Genomic DNA, 13,230 nt, shown 5'->3' on the forward strand with positions numbered 1-13,230 from the left:
AAGCAGGGGCTGTTTCGGTGCAGCTCAAGACCTCATTGCAAGGCAGGTCTTACTTGCGGTCTTCCAGCTGGGTGATGTCACGCGACTCGTAGCCGGTGTACAACTGGCGCGGGCGGCCGATCTTGTACGGGCTGGAGAGCATTTCCTTCCAGTGGGAGATCCAGCCCACGGTCCGCGCCAGGGCGAAGATCACGGTGAACATGCTGGTTGGAATGCCGATCGCCTTGAGGATGATCCCCGAGTAGAAGTCGACGTTCGGGTACAGCGAGCGCTCGATGAAGTACGGGTCGGTCAGGGCGATCTCTTCCAGGCGCATGGCCAGTTCGAGTTGCGGATCGTTCTTGATCCCCAGTTCCTTGAGTACTTCGTCGCAGGTCTGCTTCATGACGGTGGCGCGCGGGTCGCGGTTCTTGTAGACCCGGTGACCGAAGCCCATCAGCTTGAACGGATCGTTCTTGTCCTTGGCCTTGGCGATGAACTTGTCGATGTTCGAGACATCGCCGATTTCATCGAGCATGGTCAGTACCGCTTCGTTGGCACCGCCGTGGGCAGGGCCCCAGAGCGCGGCGATACCGGCGGCGATACAGGCGAACGGGTTGGCGCCCGAGGAACCTGCCAGACGCACGGTGGACGTAGAGGCGTTCTGCTCGTGGTCGGCATGGAGGATGAAGATCCGGTCCATGGCCTTGGCGAGCACCGGGCTGATCGGTTTGATCTCGCACGGGGTGTTGAACATCATATGCAGGAAGTTCTCTGCATAGGTCAGGTCGTTGCGCGGGTACATCATGGGCTGGCCCATGGAGTACTTGTAGACCATGGCTGCCAGGGTCGGCATCTTCGCCACCAGGCGGATCGCGGAGATTTCGCGATGCTGGGGGTTATTGATGTCCAGGGAGTCGTGGTAGAAGGCCGAGAGGGCGCCGACAACGCCGCACATGACGGCCATCGGGTGGGCATCGCGACGGAAACCGTTGAAGAAGGTCTTCAACTGCTCGTGAACCATGGTGTGGTTCTTCACGGTGCTGACGAACTGGGCCTTTTGCTCTGCGGTTGGCAGCTCGCCGTTGAGCAGCAGGTAGCAGGTTTCCAGGTAGTCCGATTTTTCAGCCAGTTGCTCGATCGGGTAGCCGCGGTGCAGCAGGATGCCGTTGTCGCCGTCGATGTAGGTGATTTTCGACTCGCACGAGGCGGTCGACATGAAACCTGGGTCAAAGGTGAAACGGCCCGTGGCCGTCAGGCCCCGTACGTCGATTACATCGGGACCAACGGTGCCGGTTAAAATGGGCAGCTCGACGGGGGCTGCGCCCTCGATGATCAACTGCGCTTTTTTGTCAGCCATGTGGCCTCCTATTAATGCTTGAAATCATCAGACAGACCCCCCACGCAGGGCCCGCACCACTATAGTGAGATAAATCCGAAAGTCAATTTGCCTAAAGTCTTGCTCCAGAAGGCTTTAACCGCACTTTTTCCGCGAAATTGCCTGCCGTTTACGCCTTTTGCGCCATATGTGCAATGCGCTATTAGGGGAAGGTGAACGCGTTGTCATTAGTAGCCTAACTGTCTATACTCGGCCACCGACCGCCAGGGGCTTTTGGGCCTGCTTTCTTGGGGGTCGTCACTCCCTGGGTGGTGAGTACCTGACCAGTGCGCGCCCCAACAACTTTGCCCTGATTGTTAGGGGCTCTTCAGTGTGAAAAAAAAGCCGTGAAAAGCCAACGACCTGTAAACCTAGACCTAAGGACCATCAAACTCCCAGTCACTGCTTACACGTCCATTCTTCACCGTATTTCCGGTGTCATCCTCTTCGTCAGCCTGGCCATCATGCTTTATGCATTGGACAAGTCGCTCGATTCGGAAGAAGGCTTCGGTCAGGTGAAAGCGTGTCTGACCAGTCCGCTAGCCAAGCTAGTGATTTGGGGCATCCTGTCCGCCTTGCTGTATCACTTGGTTGCCGGTGTGCGCCACTTGATCATGGACATGGGCATCGGTGAGACGCTGGAAGGCGGCAAGCTGGGCTCGAAAATCATTATCGCCGTGTCTGCGGTGCTGATCGTTCTGGCAGGAGTCTGGATATGGTAACCAACGTCACGAACCTTTCGCGTTCGGGCCTGTATGACTGGATGGCCCAGCGTGTGTCTGCGGTCGTTCTCGCGGCTTACTTCATTTTCCTGATTGGATATGTCGTGGCAAACCCTGGCATTGGCTACGCCCAATGGCATGAACTGTTCGCAAACAACTGGATGCGCATCTTCAGTCTGCTGGCACTCGTCGCACTGGGCGCTCACGCCTGGGTCGGCATGTGGACCATCGCGACCGACTACCTGACGCAAATGGCGTTCGGCAAGTCGGCGACTGCCGTACGTTTCCTTTTCCAGGCGGTATGCGGCGTTGCGATGTTCGCTTACTTCGTCTGGGGTGTGCAGATTCTCTGGGGTATCTGATCCATGGCTAACATTCCAACGATTTCTTTCGACGCCATCATCATTGGTGGTGGCGGTGCCGGCATGCGCGCAGCGCTGCAACTGGCACAGGGCGGTCACAAGACTGCCGTGATCACCAAGGTTTTCCCAACGCGTTCGCACACCGTTTCCGCCCAGGGTGGCATCACCTGTGCCATCGCTTCGGCCGACCCGAACGATGACTGGCGCTGGCACATGTACGATACCGTCAAGGGTTCCGACTACATCGGTGACCAGGACGCGATCGAATACATGTGTCAGGAAGGCCCGGCGGCTGTGTTCGAGCTGGACCACATGGGCATGCCGTTCTCGCGTACCGAGCAAGGTCGTATCTACCAGCGTCCGTTCGGTGGCCAGTCCAAGGACTACGGCAAGGGCGGCCAGGCTGCGCGTACTTGCGCGGCGTCCGACCGTACCGGTCACGCACTGCTGCACACCCTGTACCAGGGCAACCTGAAAGCCGGTACTACGTTCCTGAACGAGTACTACGCCGTTGACCTGGTGAAGAACCAGGACGGCGCCTTCGTCGGTGTGATCGCGATCTGCATCGAAACCGGCGAAACCACCTACATCCGCGCCAAGGCCACCGTACTGGCGACCGGCGGTGCAGGCCGTATCTACGCTTCCACCACCAATGCCCTGATCAACACCGGTGACGGCGTTGGCATGGCCCTGCGTGCTGGCGTGCCGGTACAAGACATCGAAATGTGGCAGTTCCACCCGACCGGCATCGCCGGCGCCGGTGTACTGGTCACCGAAGGTTGCCGCGGTGAAGGCGGTTACCTGATCAACAAGCACGGCGAGCGTTTCATGGAGCGTTATGCGCCGAACGCCAAGGACCTTGCCGGTCGCGACGTAGTTGCCCGTTCGATGGTGAAAGAAATCATCGCCGGCAACGGTTGCGGTCCGAATGGCGACCACGTGATGCTCAAGCTCGATCACCTGGGCGAGGAAGTGCTGCACAGCCGCCTGCCAGGTATCTGCGAACTGTCCAAGACCTTCGCCCACGTCGACCCGGTCGTCGCGCCGGTTCCAGTGGTTCCAACCTGCCACTATATGATGGGCGGCGTTGCCACCAACATTCACGGCCAGGCGATCACCCAGAACGGCGAAGGCGTGGACGAAATCATCCCTGGCCTGTTCGCAGTGGGTGAAGTGGCGTGCGTATCGGTCCACGGTGCCAACCGCCTGGGCGGCAACTCGCTGCTCGACCTGGTGGTCTTCGGTCGTGCTGCCGGCCTGCACTTGGAGAAAGCGCTGTCCGACGGTATCGAATATGACGATGCCACCGACGCCAACATCGAAGCCGCCCTGGCGCGTCTGTCCGCTCTGAACGAGCGTACCGAAGGCGAGGACGTGGCAACCCTGCGTCGCGAGCTGCAAAACTGCATGCAGAACTACTTCGGTGTGTTCCGTACCGGCGAATACATGCAGAAGGGTATTGCCCAGTTGGCGCAATTGCGTGAACGAATCGCCAACGTGAAGATCAACGATAAGTCGCAGGCGTTCAACACTGCCCGTATCGAAGCGCTGGAGTTGCAGAACCTGCTGGAAGTGGCAGAAGCCACCGCCATCGCCGCAGAAGTGCGTAAAGAGTCCCGTGGCGCCCACGCCCGCGAAGACTTCGAAGACCGTGACGACGAAAACTGGCTGTGCCACACCTTGTACTTCCCGGGTGAAAAACGCGTCGCCAAGCGTGCCGTGAACTTCTCGCCGAAGACTGTTCCGACTTTCGAACCAAAAGTCCGGACTTATTAAGGGTGACCGCTATGTTGCAAGTCAGTGTTTATCGCTACAACCCTGATCAGGACGCTGCGCCGTTCATGCAGGAATTCAAGGTCGATACCGGTGGTAAAGACCTGATGGTGCTGGACGTGCTGGCCCTGATCAAGGAGCAGGACGAAGGTTTTTCCTATCGTCGCTCTTGCCGTGAGGGCGTTTGCGGCTCCGACGGCATGAACATCAACGGCAAGAACGGCCTGGCCTGCATCACGCCGCTGTCGGCCGTGGTCAAGGGCAACAAGCTGGTGGTTCGTCCGTTGCCAGGTTTGCCGGTTATCCGTGACCTGGTCGTCGATATGAGCATCTTCTACAAGCAATACGAGAAGGTGAAGCCATTCCTGCAGAACGACACGCCGGCTCCGGCCATCGAGCGTCTGCAGTCCCCGGAAGAGCGTGAGAAGCTCGACGGTCTGTACGAGTGCATCCTGTGCGCTTGCTGCTCGACCTCGTGCCCATCCTTCTGGTGGAACCCGGACAAGTTCCTGGGCCCGGCCGCCCTGCTGCAAGCGTACCGCTTCCTGGCAGACAGCCGTGACACCAAGACGTCCGAGCGTCTGGCCGCACTGGATGACCCGTTCAGCGTATTCCGCTGCCGCGGGATCATGAACTGCGTCAACGTCTGCCCGAAAGGCCTGAACCCGACTAAGGCCATCGGTCACGTACGTAACATGCTGCTGCAAAACGGCGTGTGATTCAGCTGCTGTACCCGTAGAACCGCTGTACCCGTAAAGGCCAGGCGCGGGCTTCAACCCGCGTCTTGGCTATAACCAGAACAGCCGCTCACAAAGCGGCGGTTCTTATTTTGAAGAAATGAGACAAGCAGGGGCATCCGGGCTGGTACCCGGACTATCAGCGTGATCCTAAGTGGCTTGTTTTAGTCGCTGCACTCGGACTTCTGCAAGTTTGCTCGGTGTTTTCGCCGGTGGTGTTCCCCTAATCGAGGGTGACCAAGCATGCAAGAAAGCGTGATGCAGCGCATGTGGAACAGTGCCCACCTCTCCGGTGGTAACGCTGCCTATGTGGAAGAGCTCTACGAGCTCTACCTGCACGACCCTAACGCTGTGCCAGAAGAATGGCGCACCTACTTTCAGAAGTTGCCGGCTGACGGTAACTCTGCCACTGATGTTTCGCACTCGACGATTCGCGATCATTTCGTGCTGCTGGCAAAGAACCAGCGCCGCGCTCAACCGGTGTCTGCCGGCAGCGTGAGCTCCGAGCACGAGAAGAAGCAAGTTGAAGTATTGCGACTGATCCAGGCCTACCGGATGCGTGGCCACCAGGCAGCCCAGCTTGACCCGCTGGGGCTGTGGCAGCGTCCTGCACCTGCAGACCTGTCGATCACTCACTACGGCTTGACCAATGCCGACCTTGATACGACCTTCCGTGCCGGCGACCTGTTCATCGGCAAAGAGGAAGCGAGCCTACGCGAAATTCACGAAGCGTTGCAGCAGACATATTGCCGCACCATCGGCGCTGAATTTACGCACATCACCGATTCCGAGCAGCGCCAGTGGTTCCAGCAGCGTCTGGAAAGCGTTCGTGGCCGTCCGACGTACTCCGCCGACATCAAGAGCCACTTGCTCGAGCGCGTCACCGCCGGTGAAGGCCTGGAAAAATACCTGGGTACCAAATACCCGGGCACCAAGCGTTTCGGCCTGGAAGGCGGCGAAAGCCTGATTCCAATGCTGGATGAGCTGATCCAGCGTTCCGGTTCCTACGGCACCAAGGAAGTGGTCATCGGCATGGCCCACCGTGGCCGCCTGAACGTGCTGGTCAACACCTTCGGCAAGAACCCGCGCGAGCTGTTCGACGAGTTCGAAGGCAAGAAGAAGGTCGAGCTGGGCTCCGGTGACGTGAAGTACCACCAGGGCTTCTCGTCCAACGTGATGACCACCGGTGGCGAAGTCCACTTGGCCATGGCTTTCAACCCGTCCCACCTGGAAATCGTTTCCCCGGTGGTCGAGGGTTCGGTCCGTGCCCGCCAGGATCGTCGCAACGACCCGACCGGCGAGAAGGTGCTGCCGATCTCCATCCACGGTGACGCGGCATTCGCCGGTCAAGGCGTGGTCATGGAAACCTTCCAGATGTCGCAGACCCGCGGTTTCAAGACCGGCGGCACCGTGCACATCGTGATCAACAACCAGGTCGGTTTCACCATCAGCAACCCGCTGGACTCGCGTTCCACCGAGTACGCAACCGACGTCGCGAAGATGATCCAGGCGCCGATTCTCCATGTGAATGGCGATGACCCGGAAGCCGTGCTGTTCGTGACCCAGTTGGCCATCGACTACCGCATGCAGTACAAGCGCGACGTGGTGATCGACCTGGTCTGCTACCGTCGTCGCGGCCACAACGAGGCCGACGAGCCTAGCGGTACCCAGCCTCTGATGTACCAGCAGATCGCCAAACAGCGCACCACCCGTGAGCTGTATGCCGAGCGCCTGACCCAAGGCGGCGTGCTGGATGCAGAGCGCGTCCAGGAAAAAGTCGATGAATATCGCAATGCCCTGGATAACGGCCTGCACGTTGTAAAAAGCCTGGTCAAGGAACCGAACAAAGAGTTGTTCGTGGACTGGCGTCCGTATCTGGGCCACGCCTGGACCGCGCGTCACGACACGCGTTTCGACCTCAAGACCCTGCAGGAACTGTCCGCCAAGCTGCTGGAAATCCCGGAAGGCTTCGTGGTCCAGCGCCAGGTTGCGAAGATCTACGAAGACCGGCAGAAGATGCAAGCCGGCGGCCTGCCGATCAACTGGGGTTACGCCGAAACCATGGCGTACGCGACCCTGGCGTTCGAAGGTCACCCGATTCGCATCACCGGCCAGGACGTAGGCCGCGGTACTTTCTCGCACCGCCACGCGGCGCTGCACAACCAGAAAGACGCCAGCACCTACATCCCGCTGCAACACCTGTACAAAGGCCAGCCACGTTTCGACTTGTACGATTCGCTGCTGTCCGAAGAAGCCGTCCTGGCGTTCGAATATGGCTATTCCACCACCGAGCCAAATGCCCTGGTGATCTGGGAAGCCCAATTCGGCGACTTCGCCAACGGTGCCCAGGTGGTTGTCGACCAGTTCATCACCAGCGGCGAGCACAAGTGGGGCCGTCTCTGCGGTCTGACCATGCTGTTGCCACACGGTTATGAAGGGCAGGGGCCGGAGCACTCGTCGGCACGTCTGGAGCGTTACCTGCAACTGTGCGCCGAGCACAACGTCCAGGTTTGCGTACCAACGACCCCGGCACAGATCTACCACCTGCTGCGTCGCCAGGTCATCCGTCCGCTGCGCAAGCCGCTGATCGTGCTGACACCGAAGTCGCTGCTGCGTCACAAGCTGGCGATCTCAACGCTCGAGGACCTGGCCGAAGGTTCGTTCCAGACCGTCATTTCGGAAATCGATACCCTGGACGCGGCGAAGGTGACTCGCCTGATCCTGTGCAGCGGCAAGGTCTACTACGACTTGCTGGAAAAACGTCGTGCCGAAGGCCGCGAAGACATCGCCATCGTGCGTATCGAGCAGCTTTACCCGTTCCCGGAAGAGGACCTGATGGAGGCCATCGCGCCTTACACCAACCTCACCCATGTGGTGTGGTGTCAGGAAGAACCGATGAACCAAGGCGCGTGGTACAGCAGCCAGCATCACCTGCGTCGCAGCATCGGCAACCATAACAAGGCCCTGGGCCTGGAATATGCCGGCCGTGATGCTTCCGCTGCACCTGCGTGTGGTTATGCGTCGATGCACGCCGAGCAGCAGGAAAAACTGCTGCAAGATGCCTTCACTGTTTAACGCCTTCGCGCTGACTGAAACCGAATTTTAAGGACCCACAGATAATGGCTATCGAAATCAAAGCCCCGTCATTCCCGGAATCGGTTGCCGATGGCACCGTTGCCACCTGGCACAAGAAACCAGGCGAGGCCGTCAAGCGTGACGACCTGATCGTCGACATCGAGACCGACAAGGTCGTGCTGGAAGTGTTGGCCGAAGCTGACGGCGTGCTGGGCGCAATCATTGCCGAGGAGGGCGCTACCGTTCTGTCGAACCAGGTCCTGGGCTCGATCGAAGAGGGCGGCGCCGCCGCCGCTCCAGCCGCCGCTGCTGCGCCTGCCGCTGCCCAAGCTGCTGCTCCAGCCGCCGATGGCGAAGACGATCCAGTCGCTGCGCCTGCTGCTCGCAAGATTGCCGAAGAGAATGGCATCAACATCGCTTCCGTTGCCGGCACCGGCAAGGGCGGTCGTGTGACCAAGGAAGACGTGGTGGCCGCCGTTGCCGCCAAGAAAGCCGCGCCAGCCGCTGCCCCGTCCAAGCCTGCCGCGCCGGCCGCCGCCGCTCCGGTGTTCGCTGCCGGTGACCGCGTTGAAAAGCGCGTTCCAATGACCCGCCTGCGTGCCAAGGTTGCCGAGCGTCTGGTTGAAGCTCAGTCGAACATGGCGATGCTGACCACCTTCAACGAAGTCGACATGACCGAAGTCATGGCCCTGCGTTCGAAGTACAAGGACCTGTTCGAGAAGTCCCACAACGGCGTACGCCTGGGCTTCATGTCGTTCTTCGTCAAGGCTGCCACCGAAGCGCTGAAACGCTTCCCGGCCGTCAACGCGTCGATCGACGGTTCCGACATCGTCTACCACGGCTACGCCGACATCGGTGTCGCGGTTTCCAGCGACCGTGGCCTGGTGGTTCCGGTACTGCGCAACGCCGAACTGATGAGCCTGGCCGAAATCGAAGGCGGCATCGCCACCTTCGGCAAGAAGGCCCGTGACGGCAAGCTGTCCATCGAAGAGATGACCGGCGGTACGTTCACCATCACCAACGGTGGTACATTCGGTTCGATGATGTCGACCCCGATCGTCAACCCGCCGCAAGCGGCTATCCTGGGCATGCACAACATCCTGCAGCGTCCGATGGCGATCAATGGTCAGGTCGTGATTCGTCCGATGATGTACCTGGCTCTGTCTTACGATCACCGCCTGATCGACGGCAAAGAAGCCGTGACGTTCCTGGTCACCATCAAGAACCTGCTTGAAGATCCGGCTCGTCTGCTGCTGGATATCTGATTTTCGCCGCGAGGGCCGGTCTGTCGACCGGCCTCTTGCTGAAACAACCGGTTTCGTCCCTCGACGGTCATCACAAGTGATCGTCCGGTTTGATTCGAAAAGGAATGACTCATGACTCAGAAATTCGACGTGGTAGTGATTGGTGCGGGCCCTGGCGGCTACGTAGCGGCCATCAAGGCTGCGCAACTGGGCCTTACCACTGCCTGCATCGAGAAATACACCGACAAGGAAGGCAAACAGGCCTTGGGCGGTACTTGCCTGAACGTCGGTTGCATTCCTTCCAAGGCGCTGCTGGACAGCTCCTGGAAATACAAGGAAGCGAAAGAAAGCTTCAACGTTCACGGTATCTCTACCGGTGAAGTGAAAATGGACGTCGCCGCGATGGTTGGCCGCAAGGCTGGCATCGTCAAGAACCTGACCAGCGGTGTCGCCACCCTGTTCAAGGCCAACGGCGTGACCTCCATCGAAGGCCACGGCAAGCTGCTGATGGGCAAGAAAGTCGAAGTGACCAAGCCAGACGGTTCGGTTGAAGTGATCGAAGCCGAAAACGTCATCCTGGCGCCAGGCTCGCGTCCGATCGACATCCCACCGGCTCCGGTCGACCAGAACGTGATCGTCGACTCCACCGGCGCCCTGGAATTCCAGACCGTGCCAAAACGCCTGGGCGTGATCGGCGCTGGCGTGATCGGCCTCGAGCTGGGTTCGGTATGGTCGCGCCTGGGCGCTGAAGTGACCGTGCTCGAAGCCCTCGACACCTTCCTGATGGCCGCTGACACCGCGGTGTCCAAGGAAGCGCTGAAAACCCTGACCAAACAGGGCCTGGACATCAAGCTGGGCGCTCGCGTGACCGGTTCGAAGGTCAACGGCGAAGAAGTCGTGGTGAACTACACCGACGCCAAGGGCGAACAGACCATCACCTTCGACAAGCTGATCGTAGCGGTCGGCCGTCGCCCGGTGACCACCGACTTGCTGGCTGCCGACAGCGGCGTGGAAATCGATGAACGCGGCTTCATCCACGTTGACGATCATTGCGCAACCGCCGTACCGGGCGTCTTCGCCATCGGTGACGTGGTCCGCGGCATGATGCTGGCGCACAAGGCGTCCGAGGAAGGCATCATGGTTGTCGAGCGCATCAAGGGCCACAAAGCCCAGATGAACTACGACCTGATCCCTTCGGTTATCTACACCCACCCGGAAATCGCATGGGTTGGCAAGACCGAGCAGGCCTTGAAAGCCGAAGGCGTTGAAGTTAACGTCGGCACCTTCCCGTTCGCCGCCAGTGGCCGTGCCATGGCAGCCAACGATACCGGTGGTTTCGTGAAAGTCATCGCCGATGCCAAGACGGACCGCGTATTGGGCGTTCACGTTATTGGCCCAAGCGCTGCCGAGCTGGTACAGCAAGGCGCGATCGGTATGGAATTCGGCACCAGCGCTGAAGACCTGGGCATGATGGTCTTCTCCCATCCGACCCTGTCCGAAGCCTTGCACGAAGCGGCCCTGGCCGTAAATGGCGGCGCCATCCACGTGGCCAACCGCAAGAAGCGTTAATAGACAATAAGAAACCACGGCGGTATGGCCCGTCGTGAGCCTTGCGAGCAAGACTCACCGCGGAATATCCGCTGGACGCAGCCTTGCGTAGCGACACCGGTTGTCCGGAACGCTACGCAAGCAGCAGTCACAGGTGGTGCGGCACCAGCACGGTGCAGCACCGAATGCGCAGTACCTAACGAAGACGGTAATAAGCATGAATCTTCACGAGTATCAGGGTAAGCAGCTGTTCGCTGAGTACGGCCTGCCAGTATCCACCGGTTACGCGGTAGACACCCCGGAAGCGGCAGCAGAAGCTTGCGACAAAATCGGCGGCAGCGAATGGGTTGTCAAAGCCCAGGTTCACGCCGGTGGTCGCGGTAAAGCGGGCGGCGTCAAGCTGGTTCGCAGCAAAGAAGACGCCAAAGCCTTCGCACAGCAGTGGCTGGGCAAGCGTCTGGTGACTTACCAGACTGACGCCAACGGTCAGCCAGTCACCAAGATCCTGGTTGAATCGTGCACTGATATCGCTAAAGAGCTGTACCTGGGCGCTGTCGTTGACCGTTCGAGCCGTCGCATCGTGTTCATGGCTTCCACCGAAGGTGGCGTGGACATCGAGAAAATCGCTCACGATACCCCTGAGAAAATCCTCAAGGCCACCATCGATCCACTGGTTGGCGCACAGCCATTCCAGGGTCGCGAGCTGGCTTTCCAGCTGGGTCTGGAAGGCAAGCAGGTCACTCAATTCGCCAAGATCTTCGTAGGTCTGGCCAAGCTGTTCCAGGACCACGACCTGGCACTGCTGGAAGTGAACCCGCTGGTGATCAAGGCCGACGGCGATCTGCACTGCCTCGATGCCAAGATCAACATCGACGCCAACGCCATGTACCGTCAGCCTAAGCTGAAGACTTTCCACGATCCGTCGCAAGACGATCCGCGCGAAGCGCACGCTGCCAAGTTCGAACTGAACTACGTAGCCCTGGAAGGCAACATCGGCTGCATGGTCAACGGTGCCGGCCTGGCCATGGGTACCATGGACATCGTCAACCTGCATGGCGGCAAGCCAGCCAACTTCCTCGACGTGGGCGGCGGTGCTACCAAGGAACGTGTAACCGAAGCGTTCAAGATCATCCTGTCCGACACCAACGTCGCCGCAGTACTGGTCAACATCTTCGGCGGCATCGTTCGCTGCGACATGATTGCCGAAGGCATCATTGGCGCCGTGAAAGAAGTCGGCGTGAAAATCCCGGTTGTTGTTCGCCTCGAAGGCAACAACGCTGAGCTGGGCGCTAAAGTACTGGCAGAAAGCGGTTTGAACATCATCGCTGCTACCAGCCTGACCGACGCTGCTCAACAAGTCGTTAAAGCTGCGGAGGGCAAATAATGAGCGTCCTGATCAATAAAGACACCAAGGTTATCTGCCAGGGTATTACCGGTTCGCAAGGTAGTTTCCACACCCAGCAAGCCCTGGAATACGGCACCAAGATGGTTGGCGGCGTAACACCGGGCAAAGGCGGCACCGAGCACCTGGGCCTGCCGGTCTTCAACACCGTGAAAGACGCTGTAGCTGCCACTGGCGCCACCGCCAGCGTGATCTACGTTCCAGCTCCTTTCTGCAAGGATTCCATCCTTGAAGCAGCGTTCGGCGGCATCAAGCTGATCGTCTGCATCACCGAAGGCATCCCGACCATCGACATGCTGGAAGCCAAGGTCAAGTGCGACGAGCTGGGTATCACCCTGATCGGCCCTAACTGCCCAGGCGTGATCACCCCAGGCGAATGCAAGATCGGCATCATGCCAGGTCACATTCACTTGCCAGGCAAGGTCGGTATCGTTTCCCGTTCCGGCACCCTGACCTACGAAGCTGTGAAGCAGACCACTGACGCCGGTTTCGGTCAGTCGACTTGCGTCGGCATCGGCGGTGACCCGATCCCAGGCTCGAACTTCATCGACATCCTGAAGCTGTTCCAGGAAGACCCGAAGACCGAAGCGATCGTCATGATCGGTGAGATCGGCGGTTCGGCTGAAGAAGAAGCCGCTGCCTACATCAAGGCCAACGTGACCAAGCCGGTTGTTTCCTACATCGCTGGTGTGACTGCTCCTCCGGGCAAGCGCATGGGTCATGCTGGTGCAATCATCTCTGGCGGCAAAGGCACTGCAGACGAGAAATTCGCTGCGCTGCAAGACGCAGGCGTGAAAACCGTGCGTTCGCTGGCAGACATCGGCAAGGCCCTGGCCGAGCTGACTGGCTGGGAAATGAAGAAGTAAGCTTCGGCTGACTTTTTTGTTCCAGCAACAAAGGCCACCTTCGGGTGGCCTTTGTCGTTTCTGGCACGGTGGGAGCAAGGACATGTGGGAACAAGACTGTGTAGGAGCAAGGCTTTGTGAAAACAACTCTCTGTGGGAGCAAGG

Annotated in this window: 10 protein-coding genes; 9 read left to right on the forward strand and 1 reads right to left on the reverse strand. The window is 59.4% G+C overall.

Annotation, left to right across the window (positions count from 1 at the left end):
• Window positions 1–49: 49 nt before the first annotated feature.
• Window positions 50–1,339, reverse strand: coding sequence for a citrate synthase (gene gltA, locus AC3A5O_RS27165; protein WP_003204440.1), 1,290 nt, complete (start codon window positions 1,337–1,339; stop codon window positions 50–52).
• 365 nt (window positions 1,340–1,704) lie between these two features.
• On the opposite strand from gltA, the gene sdhC reads away from it, so the two are divergent.
• The 9 genes from sdhC (at window position 1,705) to sucD (ending at window position 13,086) form a co-directional block, all read left to right on the forward strand.
• Entirely contained in the window at window positions 1,705–2,079 is a 375-nt protein-coding gene (gene sdhC / locus AC3A5O_RS27170; RefSeq protein WP_003179220.1) for a succinate dehydrogenase, cytochrome b556 subunit, read from the forward strand.
• Window positions 2,073–2,441, forward strand: a complete 369-nt coding sequence (gene sdhD / locus AC3A5O_RS27175; RefSeq protein WP_030138327.1) for a succinate dehydrogenase, hydrophobic membrane anchor protein — start codon at window positions 2,073–2,075, stop codon at window positions 2,439–2,441. Before sdhC ends, sdhD begins: the two co-directional genes overlap by 7 nt.
• Window positions 2,442–2,444: 3 nt before the next feature.
• The gene (sdhA, locus tag AC3A5O_RS27180) at window positions 2,445–4,217 is read left to right on the forward strand and encodes a succinate dehydrogenase flavoprotein subunit (protein ID WP_053123969.1); all 1,773 of its coding nucleotides are present in this window, start codon (window positions 2,445–2,447) and stop codon (window positions 4,215–4,217) included.
• Window positions 4,218–4,228: 11 nt separating this feature from the next.
• A complete protein-coding gene (locus AC3A5O_RS27185; RefSeq protein ID WP_122565958.1) occupies window positions 4,229–4,933 on the forward strand; it encodes a succinate dehydrogenase iron-sulfur subunit in 705 nt (234 codons plus the stop codon).
• Between the two features lie 261 nt (window positions 4,934–5,194).
• On the forward strand, window positions 5,195–8,026 hold the full coding sequence (locus AC3A5O_RS27190) for a 2-oxoglutarate dehydrogenase E1 component (protein WP_122565957.1): 2,832 nt from the start codon (window positions 5,195–5,197) through the stop codon (window positions 8,024–8,026).
• Window positions 8,027–8,070: 44 nt separating this feature from the next.
• Entirely contained in the window at window positions 8,071–9,291 is a 1,221-nt protein-coding gene (odhB, locus tag AC3A5O_RS27195) for a 2-oxoglutarate dehydrogenase complex dihydrolipoyllysine-residue succinyltransferase (protein ID WP_487753953.1), read from the forward strand.
• 111 nt (window positions 9,292–9,402) lie between these two features.
• A complete protein-coding gene (lpdA, locus tag AC3A5O_RS27200) occupies window positions 9,403–10,839 on the forward strand; it encodes a dihydrolipoyl dehydrogenase (protein ID WP_122565955.1) in 1,437 nt (478 codons plus the stop codon).
• 196 nt (window positions 10,840–11,035) lie between these two features.
• Window positions 11,036–12,202, forward strand: a complete 1,167-nt coding sequence (gene sucC / locus AC3A5O_RS27205; protein WP_003179235.1) for an ADP-forming succinate--CoA ligase subunit beta — start codon at window positions 11,036–11,038, stop codon at window positions 12,200–12,202.
• On the forward strand, window positions 12,202–13,086 hold the full coding sequence (gene sucD / locus AC3A5O_RS27210; RefSeq protein ID WP_014339581.1) for a succinate--CoA ligase subunit alpha: 885 nt from the start codon (window positions 12,202–12,204) through the stop codon (window positions 13,084–13,086). The genes sucC and sucD overlap by 1 nt, the downstream gene beginning before the upstream one ends.
• Window positions 13,087–13,230 lie beyond the last annotated feature (144 nt).

Source organism: Pseudomonas sp. Soil_N_39, from assembly GCF_057655955.1.

Bases quoted from the DNA above. Each gene is read 5' to 3' on its own strand.
- sdhA (WP_053123969.1), top strand. From the start codon at position 2,445: ATGGCTAACATTCCAACGATTTCTTTCGACGCCATCATCATTGGTGGT.
- lpdA (WP_122565955.1), top strand. From the start codon at position 9,403: ATGACTCAGAAATTCGACGTGGTAGTGATTGGTGCGGGCCCTGGCGGC.
- AC3A5O_RS27185 (WP_122565958.1), top strand. From the start codon at position 4,229: ATGTTGCAAGTCAGTGTTTATCGCTACAACCCTGATCAGGACGCTGCG.
- sdhD (WP_030138327.1), top strand. From the start codon at position 2,073: ATGGTAACCAACGTCACGAACCTTTCGCGTTCGGGCCTGTATGACTGG.
- AC3A5O_RS27190 (WP_122565957.1), top strand. From the start codon at position 5,195: ATGCAAGAAAGCGTGATGCAGCGCATGTGGAACAGTGCCCACCTCTCC.
- sucC (WP_003179235.1), top strand. From the start codon at position 11,036: ATGAATCTTCACGAGTATCAGGGTAAGCAGCTGTTCGCTGAGTACGGC.
- sucD (WP_014339581.1), top strand. From the start codon at position 12,202: ATGAGCGTCCTGATCAATAAAGACACCAAGGTTATCTGCCAGGGTATT.
- odhB (WP_487753953.1), top strand. From the start codon at position 8,071: ATGGCTATCGAAATCAAAGCCCCGTCATTCCCGGAATCGGTTGCCGAT.
- gltA (WP_003204440.1), bottom strand. From the start codon at position 1,339: ATGGCTGACAAAAAAGCGCAGTTGATCATCGAGGGCGCAGCCCCCGTC.